Origin of the sequence: Dickeya sp. ws52 (genome assembly GCF_007210685.1) — a bacterium.
In the GTDB taxonomy this organism is placed as follows: Bacteria; Pseudomonadota; Gammaproteobacteria; order Enterobacterales; family Enterobacteriaceae; genus Dickeya; species Dickeya chrysanthemi.
In genome coordinates this window covers 1-16507 of record NZ_SZVX01000016.1, presented here as the reverse complement: position 1 = coordinate 16507, position 16507 = coordinate 1, and the positions used below count along the sequence as shown (strand labels likewise).

The following is a 16507-nucleotide window of genomic DNA, read 5'->3' as shown; positions in this document are numbered from 1 at the left end:
TTCCATGTGCAATCGGCCGGGTTTTCATGTACATTTGTGAATATCTTTTCTTTGCCTTTTTGAGCTAACGCATTGATTAATATGTTTTATGTTCAACGGGCAACTGTTCAATCCGATCTGGAGTAAAGCATGTCCTCTCGTAAAGAACTTGCCAATGCTATCCGTGCGTTGAGTATGGATGGCGTGCAGAAGGCCAAATCTGGTCATCCGGGCGCACCCATGGGTATGGCGGATATCGCTGAAGTATTGTGGCGCGACCACCTGAACCACAACCCGGCCAACCCGCACTGGGCTAACCGCGATCGCTTCGTGCTGTCCAACGGTCATGCCTCCATGTTGATCTACAGCCTGCTGCACCTGACGGGTTACTCTCTGCCGATTGAAGAACTGAAAAACTTCCGCCAGTTGCATTCCAGAACGCCGGGCCACCCGGAAGTGGGCTATACACCGGGCGTGGAAACCACCACCGGTCCGCTGGGGCAGGGGATCGCCAACGCGGTGGGTATGGCGATTGCCGAACGCACGCTGGCGGCGCAGTTCAACCGTCCGGGCCATGACATCGTTGATCATCACACCTATGTCTTCCTGGGTGATGGTTGCATGATGGAAGGGATTTCCCATGAAGCCTGTTCGCTGGCCGGGACTCTGAAGCTGGGTAAACTGATCGCGTTCTACGACGATAACGGCATTTCCATCGACGGCCACATCGACGGCTGGTTTACCGATGACACCGCCGTGCGTTTTGAATCCTACGGCTGGCATGTGGTGCGTGGTATCGACGGCCATGACGCCGACGCTATTCAGCGCGCGATCAACGAAGCACAGGGCGTGACTGACAAACCGTCGCTGCTGCTGTGCAAAACCGTGATTGGTTTCGGTTCGCCGAACAAAGCCGGTACTCATGATTCCCACGGCGCACCGCTGGGCGATGCCGAAGTGGCCGCTACCCGCGAACAACTGGGCTGGAAATACGGTCCGTTTGAAATCCCGGCCGATATCTACGCCGCCTGGGATGCCCGCAAAGCCGGTGAGAGCAAAGAAGCGGCCTGGCAACAGGCGTTCAATGCTTACGCCAGCGCTTATCCGGAACTGGCTGCTGAATTCACCCGTCGCGTGAACGGTGAACTGCCGGCTAACTGGCAGGCAGAGTCGACGAAGGTTATCGAACAACTGCAGGCTAACCCGGCCAAGATCGCCAGCCGTAAAGCTTCGCAGAATGCGCTGGAAGCTTATGGCAAGCTGCTGCCGGAATTCCTGGGCGGCTCCGCCGACCTGGCGCCGAGTAACCTGACGATTTGGTCCGGTTCCAAGGCACTGAACGAAGACCCGGCAGGCAACTACATCCACTACGGGGTGCGCGAATTCGGCATGACCGCCATCGCCAACGGTATCACGCTGCACGGCGGCTTCTTGCCGTACACCGCTACCTTCCTGATGTTCGTCGAATATGCCCGTAATGCGGTGCGTATGGCGGCGTTGATGAAAGTGCGCAGCATTTATGTCTACACCCATGACTCCATTGGTCTGGGCGAAGATGGCCCGACCCACCAGCCGGTGGAGCAACTGGCCAGCCTGCGTGTGACGCCGAACATGAGCACCTGGCGCCCGGCCGATCAGGTTGAAACTGCGGTAGCCTGGAAATACGCTATCGAGCGTAAAGACGGCCCGACCGCGCTGATTCTGTCTCGCCAGAACCTGGCGCAGCAGGAGCGTACTGCACAACAGTTGGCCGATGTCGCTAAAGGCGCTTATGTGCTGAAAGACGGCGGCGGCCAGCCGCAGCTGGTTCTTATCGCGACCGGTTCTGAAGTGGAACTGGCGGTTGCGGCCTGGCAGAAGCTGACTGACGAAGGCGTCAAGGCGCGCGTGGTATCTATGCCGTCTACCGATGCGTTCGACAAACAGGATGCGGCCTACCGTGAAGCGGTGCTGCCGTCTGCGGTGGCCGCCCGTGTGGCGATCGAAGCCGGTATTGCTGATTATTGGTACAAGTACGTCGGCCTGAATGGCGCGATTGTGGGTATGGAAAGCTTTGGCGAATCCGCACCGGCGGAAAAACTGTTCGACGTATTTGGCTTCACCACCGACAACGTGGTGGCGAAGGCGAAAGCGCTGCTGAAATAAGCACATCGCGTCGTTAACCGTTCTTGTAAGGTCGGGATCGTTTCCCGGCCTTTTTTGATCCTGCCTGCATTAGCTGAACAAACTGTGCGATAATTTTTTGACGCAGATCACCCTTCCGGCATCCTCCCCGCCGCCATATTTCTTTTGCCAGGCAATTCGTTTATGCTAGCTGAAGCGTTTCAGTTGTTGGTGTGACGGTGTTTGGCAGCATACTTACACCGTGGTTCCGAGTAGCGACGTACCTTGTGCAACAAGCGGTTTATTCCTGACGACGTACTGATTATTCTATGATGCGCAATGCTTTTATCACTACACAGGGAATTTCATGACAATCCGTATTGCGATAAATGGCTTTGGGCGCATAGGTCGCAGCGTTCTGCGCGCGTTGTATGAGTCCGGCAGGCGAGCCGAAATTACGGTGGTGGCGATTAATGAGCTGGCCAACGCCGAAGGGATTGCCCACTTGCTCAAGTACGACAGCAGCCACGGCCGTTTTTCGTGGGATATCCGTCAGGAGTGCGATCGCTTATCGGTAGGGGATGATACTATCCGTCTGCTGCATGAGTCGGATCTCCGTTCCCTGCCGTGGGGAGAACTCGGTGTCGATATCGTGCTGGATTGCAGCGGTGCGTACGGCAGCCGCGCCGATGGTGAAGCCCATCTGGCGGCGGGCGCGAAGAAAGTGCTGTTTTCTCACCCCGGTGCGCCGGATCTTGACGCCACCATTGTGTACGGCGTTAATCATCAGGATTTGCGGCCAACGCATCGTGTGGTATCCAACGCCTCCTGCACCACCAACTGTATTATTCCGATTATCAAGCTGCTGGATGATGCGTATGGCATCGAGAGCGGTACCGTGACCACGATCCACGCGTCGATGAACGACCAGCCGGTGATCGACGCTTATCACCATGATCTGCGGCGCACCCGTGCCGCCAGTCAGTCGATCATCCCGGTGGATACGAAGCTGGCGGTAGGCATTACCCGTTTCTTTCCGAAATTCGAAGACCGTTTCGAGGCGATTTCGGTGCGGGTGCCAACCATCAATGTGACGGCCATCGATCTTAGCGTCAGCGTGAAAAATTCGGTAAACGTAAGTGAAATCAATACGCTGTTTCGTCAATCAGCGCAGAATACATTTCGTGGTATAGTTGACTATACCGATTTGCCGTTGGTCTCAGTGGATTTCAACCACGATCCGCATAGTGCGATAGTGGATGGGACGCAAACCCGGGTCAGCGGAGGGCATCTGATCAAGACGCTGGTCTGGTGCGATAACGAATGGGGCTTTGCCAACCGGATGTTGGACACAACACGGGCGATGGCAGCCTGCGGTTTCTGATAGGCGGTGCCGGTAAACGGCACCTCACTCAAGCAACTTTAAAGAGAATCAACGAGAGGATTCACCATGGCTGTAATTAAGATGACCGATCTGGATCTGGCTGGCAAACGCGTGCTGATCCGTGCGGATCTGAACGTGCCGGTTAAAGATGGCAAAGTGACGTCTGACGCCCGCATCCGCGCTTCCCTGCCGACCATTGAAATCGCCCTGAAGCAGGGTGCCCGCGTGATGGTGACATCCCATCTGGGCCGCCCGACCGAAGGCGAGTACAACGAAGAATTCTCCCTGCTGCCGGTAGTGAACTACCTGAAAGATCGCCTGTCTTCACCGGTGCGTCTGGCGAAAGATTACCTGGACGGCGTTGACGTGGCTGAAGGCGAGCTGGTCGTGCTGGAAAACGTCCGCTTCAACAAAGGCGAGAAGAAAGACGACGAAGTGCTGTCCAAAAAATACGCGGCGCTGTGCGACGTATTCGTGATGGATGCGTTCGGTACTGCACACCGTGCGCAGGCCTCAACTCATGGTGTGGGCAAGTTCGCGCCGATCGCCTGTGCCGGCCCGCTGTTGTCCGACGAACTGGAAGCGCTGGGTAAAGCATTGGGTAATCCGGCTCGTCCGATGGTGGCTATCGTCGGCGGTTCTAAAGTCTCAACTAAACTGACCGTGCTGGACTCGCTGTCCAAAATCGCCGACCAGTTGATCGTCGGCGGCGGCATCGCCAATACCTTCGTAGCGGCTCAGGGCCATAACGTCGGTAAATCGCTGTACGAAGCGGAACTGATTCCAGAAGCGAAAAAACTGCTGGAAACTTGCGATATTCCAGTACCGAGCGATGTGCGCGTGGCGACGGAATTCTCCGAAACTGCTGCCGCGACATTGAAATCTGTTGCCGCGATTAAAGATGATGAACAGATTCTGGACCTGGGCGATGTGTCCGCAGAGCGTCTGGCTGATATTCTGAAAAACGCCAAAACCATTTTGTGGAACGGCCCGGTCGGCGTATTCGAATTCCCGAACTTCCGTAAAGGTACGGAGATCATCGCTAATGCCATCGCCAACAGCGATGCATTCTCCATCGCAGGCGGCGGCGATACGCTGGCGGCGATCGATCTGTTCGGCATTGCCGACAAGATCTCCTATATTTCTACCGGTGGCGGCGCTTTCCTGGAGTTTGTGGAAGGCAAAAAACTGCCGGCGGTGGTCATGCTGGAAGAGCGTGCTCGTCAGTAAGCGGTTTTAATCAGTTATCCGAAGCGGGCATATTTCCCGCTTCCGGTTGCCCGGCCGCCGGCCGGGCAACCAGCAGGTAAATCGTGCAGTAAATCGGAATGATGCCGGCACAATCTCGGTTATGTCGGTAATGTAGTAACAGACAAATCTCTAACCCTCCACGGCCAACGAAACAGGACACGTGACATGTCTAAAATCTTTGATTTCGTAAAACCTGGTGTCATCACCGGTGATGACGTTCAGAAAGTATTCGCAATTGCCAAAGAAAATAACTTTGCACTGCCAGCCGTTAACTGTGTCGGTACCGACTCTATTAACGCCGTTCTTGAAGCCGCAGCCAAAGTGCGCGCGCCGGTAATCGTTCAGTTCTCCAACGGCGGTGCTGTATTTACTGCCGGTAAGGGCCTGAAAGCTGAAGGTCAGCAGGCGGCAATTTTGGGTGCGATTTCTGGCGCTCATCATGTACACCAGATGGCTGAGCACTATGGCATTCCGGTGATTTTGCACACCGACCATTGCGCGAAAAAACTGCTGCCGTGGCTGGACGGCTTGCTGGATGCCGGCGAGAAGCATTATGCCGCTACCGGTAAACCGCTGTTCTCTTCTCACATGATCGACCTGTCTGAAGAGTCTCTGGAAGAAAACATCGAGATTTGCAGCAAATATCTGGCTCGCATGGCCAAACTGGACATGACGCTTGAAATCGAACTGGGTTGCACCGGCGGTGAAGAAGACGGCGTGGACAACAGCCACCTGGACAACTCTGCGCTGTATACTCAGCCGGAAGACGTGGCTTATGCCTACGAAAAACTGAACGCCATCAGCCCGCGTTTCACCATCGCGGCATCCTTCGGTAACGTACACGGTGTTTACAAGCCGGGTAACGTGCAACTGACGCCGAAAATCCTGCATAACTCTCAGGAGTATGTCTCCAAGAAATTCAACCTGCCGCACAACAGCCTGGACTTCGTATTCCACGGCGGTTCCGGCTCTTCTGCAGAAGAAATCGCCGAGGCGGTCAGCTATGGTGTGGTGAAGATGAATATCGACACCGACACCCAGTGGGCCACCTGGGAAGGCATCCTGAACTACTACAAGAAAAACGAAGCTTATCTGCAGGGCCAGTTGGGTAACCCGGAAGGCGACGACAAGCCGAACAAGAAATACTATGACCCGCGTGTCTGGTTGCGTGCCGGCCAGGTGAGCATGGTGGCGCGTCTGGAACAAGCGTTTAAAGAACTGAACGCGGTCGACGTACTGTAATTATCGAACCGGTTGTGATTGTTTAATCGATAATTTGATTAATCGATAATTTGACTAAGGCTCCTGCGGGAGCCTTAATTTTATCTGCGCACAGATAACGCGAATCATGCTGACAGGAGCGAGCAGATGGAAGAACTCAACGTAGCCGAAAGCGTAGGTCGCCTGCAGAGCTGGCTGGTGGATAATCAACATATCTTGTTGCAGTATGGCGTGAATGTTGTCGCATCGCTGGTGATTCTGTGTGCCGGGATGCTTATCGCCCGTATGATGTCGAATACGATGAATCGGCTGATGGTTGCTCGTGGTATTGACGTCACGGTAGCGGATTTTCTATCGGCGTTAGTACGTTACGGGATCATTGCTTTTACGCTGATCGCGGCGTTAAGCCGGGTCGGCGTGCAGACGGCATCGGTTATCGCCGTATTGGGCGCCGCTGGCTTGGCGGTTGGCCTGGCGTTGCAGGGTTCACTGTCGAACTTTGCCGCCGGCGTGCTGCTGGTCATGTTTAGACCGTTCCGTACCGGCGAGTCGGTCGATCTGGGCGGGATCGCCGGCACCGTGACGCAGGTGCAGATTTTTTCCACTACACTACTGACCGCCGACGGCAAGGTCATCGTGGTGCCGAATGGCAAGATCATCGTCGGTAATATTATCAACAGTTCCCGTGAACCGAATCGCCGTACTGAAATAATTGTCGGTGTGGCGTATGACGCTGATATCGACGTGGTAAAAAACGTGCTGGGCGATATCGTCGCGGCGGATAACCGCATTCTGCGTGATAAAGACGTCACCATTCGGCTCAATGAGATGGGGCCGTCCTCACTCAATTTCGTGGTTCGCGTATGGACGACCAACGGTGACGCCGCCGTGGTGTACTGGGATTTGCTGGAAAATTTCAAACGGGCGCTGGATGAGCACCGTATCGGTATTCCTTACCCGCAGATGGATGTGCATCTGCACCATGCTTGTAACCGGACGGGGTCACAAGAAACGCCGACGCTGTAACGTTCCAGCCGGTATCGGCAACAGGACGTAGGCCGTTTCCTCTATTGCATCGCATAACATGCTGTTTCATGATGGTCTTCGTCCCGGCAGAGGTTGATGTCCTGACGGGCGTAATGAGAGGAAGCTCAGACGTGATAAATGAACATAGCATTGATGACGAGGTGAAAGCGGAAAAACCGTTGGGAAGTCAAAGCCTGTTTCGCGGTTTACAGTTGATCGAAATACTCAGCGACTATCCTAACGGGTGCCCGCTGGCGCGTATTGCCGAGTTGTCCGGGATGAATAAAAGTACCGTCCACCGGTTGTTGCAGGGGCTTGCCGGATGCGGTTACGTCGTGCCCGCCCGCCAGCCCGGCAGCTATCGCCTGACCACCAAGTTTATCGCTATCGGCCAGAAGGCGCTTTCGTCGTTAAATGTGTTGCATGTAGCGGTGCCGCACCTTGAGGCGCTGAACCTGACGGTAGGAGAAACCGTCAATTTCTCAACGCGTGAAGACGATCACGCCATTTTGATTTATAAGCTGGAGCCGACCACCGGCATGATGCGCACCCGCGCCTATATCGGCCAACACATGCCTTTGCACACTTCGGCGATGGGCAAAATTTTCATGGCTTATGGTACGGATGATTATCCGGCTGAATACTGGCGTACCCATCAGAACAGTATTTGTCCCCTGACTGACAATACCATTGTTGAGTTGTCGGCCATGCGACAGGAACTGGCGGAGATCCGGCGTCAGGGGCTGGCGATGGACAGGGAAGAGAATGAACTGGGCGTTTCCTGCATTTCCGCGCCGGTGTTTGATATTCAGCATCGTGTGCCTTATGCCGTTTCCATTTCCTTGTCGATGGCGCGATTGCAGCAGATTGGGATTGAGACGTTGGTTGCGCCATTACGGGAAACGGCCCGAAACATCTCCCTCGAGTTGGGGTTTACGCCGCCGACATAGACGCCATTTTTCAGCCGGCCATACGCTGCTTAACCCGGTATTCGGATATTCGCCTATATTGAATGCAGCCTGCTCAGAGTAGGCTTTGTCATTCACTCACAAAGAGAAAGGGGATACCGTGAAGCTGAAAGTTTTGGCATTGTCTGCGCTGCTCGGTCTGTCGTCGATGGCGGTTCAGGCCGGTAATGAATTACCCGGCGGCCCGCACATTGTGACGTCCGGTACCGCCAGCGTTGATGCGACGCCGGATATTGCCCGGCTGGCGATAGAAGTCAACGTATCATCCAAGGAGGTGTCCGATGCCAAAAAACAGGTGGATGAGCGGGTCGCGCAATATTTCGCGTTTCTGGATAAAAGCGGCATCGATAAGAAAGATATCAATGCCGCCAACCTGCGCACACAACCGGAGTACGACTACCTGAAAAATGGCGGTTCGGTGCTGAAAGGCTATCGGGCTGTGCGTCAGGTTGAGGTGACGTTGCGTCAGTTGGACAAGCTCAATGAATTGCTGGATGGTGCGCTCAAATCCGGTCTCAATGAGATTCGGTCGGTGGAGCTGGGGGTTGCTAATCCGGATGTTTATCGTGAGCAGGCACGTAAAAAGGCGATAGAGCAGGCGACGTTACAGGCGCAGTCGCTGGCTGCTGGGTTTAATGCCTCGCTGGGGCCGGTCTACAGCATCCGTTATCATGTGGCTAATTACCAACCGGTGCCGGTTGCCCGTATGTTCAAAACGGCTGACATGGTAGCGCAAAGTGAGGTCTCGCAAACCTATGAACAGCGGACGATTCACTTTGACGACCAGGTGGATGTGGTCTTTGAACTGCAGCGAGCGCCCTGATTCGGGCGCAGCGCTGTTCTGCATCAGGACTGACGCAGTACCTGACGTCCGTGTGTAAGCAGAGCGTCGGTGACTTGCCGCATCATCCGGCTTTCCGGCGCGAAGCGATGCCAATAAAGCATACGGCGCTGGAACAGCCCCGGCGTCAGATCGATCAGCTCGCCATTCGCCAGCTCACGTTCGATCTGTAAGTGAGGGATCATACAGCAGGTGGTCCCCTGACGGGCGAGCTGTACGAAGGCTTCGGATGAGTTAACAATGTGGCAGGGCACGCTACCCGGCGGCAAGTCGAAATTTTGCTGCAAAAATGCCTGATGCATGTCGTCCAGGTGGTCGAAAGCCACGACCGGCGCGCGCAGCAGTGCGGAGCGCGTTACACCGTTAGGAAAGTAGCGGTCGGCGAATCCCGGCGAAGCGACGAACAGATAATCCAGCGCCCCCAGTTTATCCACCAGACAGCTCGGCAACGGCTGTGGCTGAATACTGACGGCACCCACCACTTCCCCCCGTCGTAAGCGCTCCTGGGTACGGGTTTCGTCTTCGACCTGCAAGTTCAACCTGATCGGCGAATCCACCAGTACCGGTTGAAGGGCAGGCAATAGCCAGGTCGCCAGACTGTCGGCGTTGACCGCCAGAGACAGCAACAACGGCGTTTCATTGCTGTTTTCGTTGCCCAGCCACTCTTCTTCCAGCAACTCCACCTGATGCAATAACGCCAGCAACTTCTGCCCTTGCTCGGTCGGACGCGGCGGAATCGTTCTCACCAGCAGCGGCTGGCCAAACAGGTTCTCCAACTGTTTAATACGCTGCGAGACGGCGGACTGCGTAATACAGAGTTTTTGTGCGGCGCGTTCAAAGCCACGTTCACGGATCACGGCGTCCAGCGCCTGAAGCGTGCGATAGTCCGGGCGTTTCATGAAGGTGATGATTCCTTTGCGTAAAAACGATGTTTGGCAATATGCCACATTTTTGTGAGGTATCGCCGAAAAAAATCGTCCGACCTGCCGCGGTGAGGCTGAAATATTACCGTGCCGGGCGGGCAAAGCTCTCCTTTTGAACATGCCATGCCCTATAATACGCACACGTTTTCGTCGCTATAGGCACAAGCACATCATGACACAGGATGAACTGAAAAAAGCCGTTGGCTGGGCTGCACTCGATTATGTTCGCCCCGGTACTATTGTTGGCGTGGGGACGGGTTCTACCGCCGCGCATTTTATCGACGCATTGGGGTCGATCAAACATCAGATTGAAGGCGCCGTCTCGAGCTCGGACGCCTCGACCGCCAAACTCAAAAGTCTGGGGATCCCGGTTTTTGATTGTAATGACGTAGATGCGCTTGACGTTTATGTCGATGGCGCGGATGAAATCAACCCACACATGCAGATGATCAAAGGCGGCGGTGCGGCGCTGACGCGGGAGAAAATCATCGCGGCGATCGCTCGTCAGTTTGTGTGTATCGTTGATGCATCCAAACAGGTGGATGTGCTGGGGCGTTTCCCGTTGCCCGTTGAAGTGATCCCGATGGCGCGGGCGTATGTTGCCCGGGAACTGGTCAAACTGGGTGGGCAACCGGTGTATCGCGACGGTGTCGTCACCGATAACGGCAACATTATTTTGGATGTACACAACATGGATCTGTCCGATGCCGTGGCGATGGAGAACCGTATCAATGGTCTGGCTGGCGTGGTAACCGTGGGGTTGTTCGCTAACCGCGGGGCGGATGTCGCGCTGGTGGGAACCGCCGATGGAGTGAAAACAGTCCGTCTAAAATAAAAAACAGTCCGTCTGAAATAAGATGACTTGAATCACCTGTTCCTGAAACAGCGGTTCGTTATTTTTTCAAGGATCCGGTCACGTTGGTGGGCCGGATTTTTTTATCTAAAAAATCCGGCTTCCTCTAACGGCTCATTTTTGGTACTTAATATCAGTTTTTCTTATTTCGTATCATGCCTGTGTGGCTCAGTTGCTGGTTGGCAGTATTTTTTGCCATGAAACAGCCCGGGAAGGGGGATGATAAAAAACGGGGCAGGCAATCGTTTGTATTGCCGCTTGCGTATTTTTTGTTATGTTTGCACAGACCGGTTTGCAAACCGTCATATCTGAAGTCTGAAAATAAGGTCGGGAAATGGCAAAGGTATCACTGGAAAAAGACAAGATTAAGTTTCTGCTGCTGGAAGGGGTGCACCCGAACGCGCTGGAAAATCTGCGCGCTGCAGGTTACACCAATATTGAATACCATAAGGGGGCGCTTGACCCGGAAGCGTTGAAAGCATCGATTCGCGATGCGCACTTTGTGGGGATTCGATCGCGCACGCACCTAACGGAAGAGATTTTCGCCGCCGCTGAGAAACTGGTAGCGGTAGGTTGTTTTTGCATCGGAACTAATCAGGTTGAGCTGTCGGCGGCGACCAAGCGTGGTATTCCGGTCTTCAACGCACCTTTTTCCAATACCCGTTCCGTGGCTGAAATGGTGATCGGTGAATTGCTGCTGCTGATGCGCGGCATTCCGATGGCTAACGCCAAAGCTCACCGCGGCATCTGGCACAAGCAGGCGGTCGGTTGTTTTGAAGCCCGCGGCAAAAAGCTGGGTATCATTGGCTATGGCCACATCGGCACCCAACTGGGGATTTTGGCCGAAAGCCTGGGGATGCACGTCTATTTCTACGATATCGAAAGCAAATTGCCGTTGGGTAACGCCCAACAGGTGCGTCATTTGTCCGATCTGCTGAACATGAGCGATGTGGTCAGTCTGCATGTGCCGGAAACCGATAGCACCCAGAATATGATCGGCGCCGACGAGCTGGCGCTGATGAAACCGGGTTCGATTTTGATCAACGCATCACGTGGTACGGTGGTCGATATTCCGGCGCTGAGCAACGCGCTGGCCAGCAAGCATCTTTCCGGTGCGGCTATCGACGTGTTCCCGCAGGAGCCGGCGACCAATAGCGACCCGTTCCTATCACCGCTGTGTGAGTTCGATAACGTGATTCTGACGCCGCATATCGGTGGCTCTACCGAAGAAGCGCAGGAGAATATTGGCGAAGAGGTTGCCGGGAAACTGGTGAAATACTCGGATAACGGTTCTACCTTGTCTGCCGTTAATTTCCCGGAAGTATCGCTGCCGACGCACAGTGATCGCGCCAGCCGTCTGCTGCACATTCATGAGAACCGTCCCGGCATCATGACGCAGATTAACAACATCTTTGCCGAGCAGGGCATCAACATTGCGGCGCAATATCTGCAGACCAGCCCGACCATCGGTTATGTGGTTATCGACGTGGAAACTGACGGCGCTGATACCGCGTTGCAACTGATGAAAGCCATCCCCGGCACTATTCGTGCCCGCCTGCTGTTCTGAGTCGCGGGTGACTTGCCGGGTGTAACCGACAAGTCGGTCTAATGAGGAAGCCAGCCCGGACAGGCTGGCTTTTTTACGTCTGTCTTTCTCATTTACAGCGTGATGACCACCTTACCGCGCATATGGCCGTCCAGTACCGCCTCGTGCGCCTGCTTCAGCGTCTCGGTCGTTAATCCGCTAAAAGTCTGGCTGAGGGTGCCCTGCAATGTGCCGCTATCTACCAAGTGCGCCACCTCATGCAGAATCTCTCCCTGACGTGCCATATCCGGCGTAGAAAACATACTACGGGTAAACATGAACTCCCAATGAAGCGCAGCGCTTTTCAGCTTCAGCAGATTCTGGTCCAGCGGTTGTGTATTTTCGACGATGGTACAGATATGTCCCATCGGGGCGATTAACCGGCTGATGGCGTCCCAGTGGCCGTCGGTGTCATTCAGGCAGAATATGTAATCGACCTGCTCAATGTTCTGTTTCTTCAACTCATCGACCAGATGGCGATAATCCACGACCCGATGCGCGCCCCGTTCACGGCACCATTGTGCGGAATCAGGACGAGAAGCCGTTGCGATAACCGTCACTTCACTGCGTTGAGCCGCCAGCGAAATGGCCAGTGAGCCGACGCCGCCGGCTCCGCCGATAATCAGCAGCGTTTTGCCTTTTGCCGCGTTCTGAATATTCAGATGCTCGAATAGCCCTTCCCAGGCCGTCAGCGCGGTTAACGGCAGGGCGGCGGCTTCAGCCCAGTCCAGCGACGCCGGTTTGTGCGCCGCGAGGCGAGCATCAATCAATTGATGCGTGCTGTTGCTGCCGGCACGGGTGATATCGCCGGCGTACCAAACTTCGTCTCCTGCTTTGAAACCTTGTACGGCTGAGCCGGTTTTTACCACTATCCCACTGGCATCCCAGCCGAGAATGCGTGGATGTTCCAGACCGTCTCTGCATAAACGCGCATGTACTTTGGTATCGACCGGGTTAACCGACACGGCTTTTACGGCTACCAGCAGGTCATGTTCACCGGGTTGCGGTAATTCAGCTGTGATTTCTACGAAGTTCTCGGGTTTTCTGGGGTCAACGGCAATGGCTCTTACTGTCATGATTTATTGTTCCATCGTTACGGGTTGGCTTGGGTGACAGTGTAGAACCTGTCGATAGTGCTGATAAGATGGACAATAACTAACGATGTGTTCGATTGAGAAGAACAATTATGTTCAAACAATTACAGGATATGGCGCTATTCGCTCTGGTGGCGGAATGCGGCAGTTTTACCGAAGCGGCCAGACAGGCCGGCATGGCCAAGTCGAGCCTTAGCCTGCGGATCAGTCAACTGGAGCAGGCTCTGGGCTTGAGGCTATTCAATCGTACAACCCGCAAACTCAACCTGACTTTTGCCGGCGAACGTTATCTGGTGCATTGTCGAGAAATGCGGCAAGCCAGTGAGCGCGCTGAGATGGCGATGCTGCACTTGCGCAATAACCCTAGCGGGCGCTTGCGGATCACCGCTCCCGCCGGCCTGGGCGCCACACTGTTGGCCCGGTTAACTGCGGAGTTTCAGCTACGTTTCCCGGCCGTCTCGCTGGATATCGTTGTTGCCGATCGGGTGATTGATTTGGTGGAAGAGGGGTTTGACGTTGCGCTGCGTACCGGTAAGCCGCAAGATTCTTCCCTTATTGGTCGATCTCTGGGACAAGTGCCGCATTATCTGGTTGCTTCGGCAGCGTATCTGGCCGGGTTCGCGCCGATTATGCACCCGCGAGACCTGCAGTCGCATCGGTGTATTACACACCGGGCCTGGCCGGAATGGGGATTTCATCGTGAAACAGAGTATTTTCTCTGGCGGTTGCCGCAATCACACATTACCGACAATCTGTTGTATGCACGGGCCTGTGCGCTGGCTGACGGCGGTATTACGCTGTTGCCGACATTTTTGTGCCGCGAGCCGCTGGACCGGGGCGAATTAGTTTGCCTGTTGCCCGAATGGCAGGCGGATACCAATGATCTCTATTTGATTTACCCAGGTCGAAAATTGAACTCACCCGCTCTCAATTGCTTTATTGATTTTGCCGTGGGGTTTGATGCACTGTGCGATTATTCATCACATTAGGCGCTACACCGTTTCCTATAGTGTTGGATGCAGTGGTTTCCAATGCTGATTCTTTAGCTGAGAACAATAACTCTTTCATCAATTATCATGATCTGCGTTTTGAGCATAAACGTATCTTTTCGGCTTATATCCCTGCTAAATGCATCGACGAACCCACCATAAAAAGGAACTTGATCGTTTCTGTTGACCACTTATCCGTAGAGCATGTTACAGTCGTCACGGTTTTTCTTTTTTAAAGAAACAACAATACAATTAAAATAAAATGTTGTTTTGTTTTTACTGGTCCTGTGTGACGTTCGCTGCTTTACCGGGCATTGATGTGATGGTGGCCGGTGGTTTGTCAGGGAATCGTGAATGGCGCAAAGCTATACGTGCTTCTGCGGTTTATATCGTGGAAGTGATCGGCATCTTGTAGTGAAAGTGAGAAATCGGAATGGCAGAACAAAAAGGAAATATTTCCTCCATAAATAATATTCGTCTTGTGACGCTGTTTATCACCCTGTTAACCATTATTCTGGCGCTGTTTGCCCTCTCAATTGGTACTGCCAGCTATTTTCTCAAACAGAGTAATGCTTCTCTGGAGCGGGCTAATCTGGTGTCTGAGATCCGGGCCGGGATCAGCAGCAGCATGGATAACTTTCGTGTTTCCCGTCAGTTACTCATCCAGGCGGTAGCGTCGTCGCGTATTGGTGATACTGATTCCTTTAAGCAGGCCTTTGCTGAAGGCGCTGAGCGTATCAAAAGCTCGCAGAAGCGTTTTGACGACTATATGGCGCGTACCGATAAATCGAGCGAAGAGAAGTCGCTCGATGCTGATTTGACCACGCACTATATCGCTTATCGGGACAAAGTGATGGTGCCGATGGTGGATTTTGTGCGTAATGGCGAATTCGAAAACACCATTGAGCTGGAGACGACGCTGGCGCGTCAGTTAGATACCAATTACGCCGTTCAGGTGCGTAAGGAAGTGAAATACCTGACGGATCATGCAAACAACATCAATGCGCAAGCTGCCGGGAATGCACGTCTGGGGAATATCCTGATGGGGGTATCGTTCATTTTGGCGATCATACTGGCTGCACTGACCTATCTGATCATTCGCCGGGCGATTCTGGTGCCGATCCATGTCCTGATTGCTCGCATTCAACGGATTGCGCAGGGCGATTTGACTCAGCCGGCAGAGGATCTGGGACGTAACGAAATTGGTATTCTGGGGCAAAATCTACACCATATGCAGGCGTCCCTGACAAATACGGTGACGGTTGTTCGTGAGGGCGCCGACTCGATTTACCAGGGGGCGTCTGAAATTAGTGCGGGTAACGTCGATCTGTCTTCTCGTACCGAGCAGCAGGCAGCGGCGTTGGAGCAGACGGCAGCCAGCATGGAAGAGCTGACCTCCACCGTGAAGCAGAACTCGGATAACGCCAACCATGCCAGCCAACTGGCGCGTAATGCTTCCAGCAAAGCGGAACAGGGTGGATCTATCGTTCAGGACGTGGTGAAAACCATGGGGGATATCTCTTCCAGTTCGAAGAAGATTTCGGAGATAACAAGTGTTATCAATAGCATAGCCTTCCAGACCAATATTCTGGCGCTCAATGCCGCGGTGGAAGCGGCCCGTGCCGGCGAGCAAGGGCGTGGCTTTGCGGTGGTTGCCGGCGAAGTGCGCAACCTGGCGCAACGCAGTGCGCAGGCGGCGAAGGAAATCGAGTCACTGATTGGCGAGTCCGGCAAACTGGTGGAAAACGGGTCGGTCTTGGTAGCCAAAGCCGGTGATACGATGGATGAGATTGTGAAAGCCGTCGTCAGTGTGACGGATATCATGGGGGAAATTGCCTCCGCATCTGATGAACAAAGCCGGGGTATTGGTCAGGTGAATCAAGCCGTGCTGGAAATGGAAGGGACGACCCAGCAGAATGCGGCGTTGGTACAAGAGGCTTCGGCAGCGGCGGCTTCACTGGAATCGCAGGCGGAACGCCTGACTCAGGCGGTCGCCGTATTCAAACTGCGTCATCGCCGCGAAAATGAATCGGTTCGCGCTTCGTTGCCGTCACGACCAGTCGTACAGGCTATTCCTGCCGTTGCGGCTATTGGTGCGGGTAAGGGCGGCAGTAGTGATCAGAATTGGGAAACGTTCTGACGGTTATCATGTGTGGCTCAATGCGTCGCGCATGATGATGACGTGAACATCTTCAAATGAAAAACCCGCCAATTGGCTAACACCGTTCACTTAAGGTGTTTTGAGTGAACGGGATACTGGGTTTTTGAGATCCGAACGGCCCTCGCTTTG

General features: G+C 54.2%; 13 protein-coding genes. 11 read left to right on the top strand and 2 right to left on the bottom strand.

The annotated features are described in order from the left end of the window. The first annotated feature begins 129 nt into the window (after positions 1–129). From tkt to FDP13_RS15435, 7 genes are all read left to right on the top strand, one after another. Complete coding sequence (gene tkt, locus FDP13_RS15465; protein WP_143839845.1) at positions 130–2124, top strand: transketolase; 1995 nt, start codon at positions 130–132, stop codon at positions 2122–2124. 325 nt (positions 2125–2449) lie between these two features. Next, entirely contained in the window at positions 2450–3466 is a 1017-nt protein-coding gene (gene epd, locus FDP13_RS15460; protein WP_033575390.1) for an erythrose-4-phosphate dehydrogenase, read from the top strand. A 66-nt stretch (positions 3467–3532) separates the two neighbouring features. Beyond that, positions 3533–4696, top strand: a complete 1164-nt coding sequence (gene pgk, locus FDP13_RS15455) for a phosphoglycerate kinase (protein WP_143839844.1) — start codon at positions 3533–3535, stop codon at positions 4694–4696. A gap of 186 nt (positions 4697–4882) precedes the next feature. Then, entirely contained in the window at positions 4883–5959 is a 1077-nt protein-coding gene (gene fbaA / locus FDP13_RS15450; protein ID WP_012768278.1) for a class II fructose-bisphosphate aldolase, read from the top strand. Between the two features lie 126 nt (positions 5960–6085). Continuing rightward, positions 6086–6964: a small-conductance mechanosensitive channel MscS gene (gene mscS, locus FDP13_RS15445; RefSeq protein ID WP_012768279.1), complete on the top strand. Its 879-nt coding sequence runs from the start codon at positions 6086–6088 to the stop codon at positions 6962–6964. Positions 6965–7113: 149 nt separating this feature from the next. Beyond that, positions 7114–7914 (top strand): IclR family transcriptional regulator, encoded by an 801-nt coding sequence (locus FDP13_RS15440; protein ID WP_234424421.1) that lies wholly within the window; start codon positions 7114–7116, stop codon positions 7912–7914. 118 nt (positions 7915–8032) lie between these two features. Then, positions 8033–8755: an oxidative stress defense protein gene (locus FDP13_RS15435; RefSeq protein WP_033575392.1), complete on the top strand. Its 723-nt coding sequence runs from the start codon at positions 8033–8035 to the stop codon at positions 8753–8755. A gap of 23 nt (positions 8756–8778) precedes the next feature. On the opposite strand, the gene FDP13_RS15430 is transcribed toward FDP13_RS15435, so the two are convergent. Continuing rightward, on the bottom strand, positions 8779–9672 hold the full coding sequence (locus FDP13_RS15430) for a LysR family transcriptional regulator ArgP (RefSeq protein WP_012768282.1): 894 nt from the start codon (positions 9670–9672) through the stop codon (positions 8779–8781). Between the two features lie 196 nt (positions 9673–9868). Between FDP13_RS15430 and rpiA the strand changes: the two genes are divergently transcribed. Together rpiA and serA are read left to right on the top strand one after the other, a co-directional pair. Then, entirely contained in the window at positions 9869–10531 is a 663-nt protein-coding gene (gene rpiA / locus FDP13_RS15425) for a ribose-5-phosphate isomerase RpiA (protein ID WP_027710828.1), read from the top strand. Positions 10532–10883: 352 nt separating this feature from the next. Next, positions 10884–12116, top strand: coding sequence for a phosphoglycerate dehydrogenase (gene serA / locus FDP13_RS15420; protein WP_012768284.1), 1233 nt, complete (start codon positions 10884–10886; stop codon positions 12114–12116). A gap of 92 nt (positions 12117–12208) precedes the next feature. Here serA and FDP13_RS15415 read toward each other — a convergent pair whose 3' ends face one another. After that, positions 12209–13210, bottom strand: a complete 1002-nt coding sequence (locus FDP13_RS15415; RefSeq protein WP_033575393.1) for a zinc-binding alcohol dehydrogenase family protein — start codon at positions 13208–13210, stop codon at positions 12209–12211. A gap of 110 nt (positions 13211–13320) precedes the next feature. On the opposite strand from FDP13_RS15415, the gene FDP13_RS15410 reads away from it, so the two are divergent. Next, complete coding sequence (locus tag FDP13_RS15410) at positions 13321–14217, top strand: LysR family transcriptional regulator (RefSeq protein WP_033575394.1); 897 nt, start codon at positions 13321–13323, stop codon at positions 14215–14217. 433 nt (positions 14218–14650) lie between these two features. Next, positions 14651–16357 (top strand): methyl-accepting chemotaxis protein, encoded by a 1707-nt coding sequence (locus FDP13_RS15405; protein ID WP_143839843.1) that lies wholly within the window; start codon positions 14651–14653, stop codon positions 16355–16357. Positions 16358–16507: the final 150 nt, after the last annotated feature.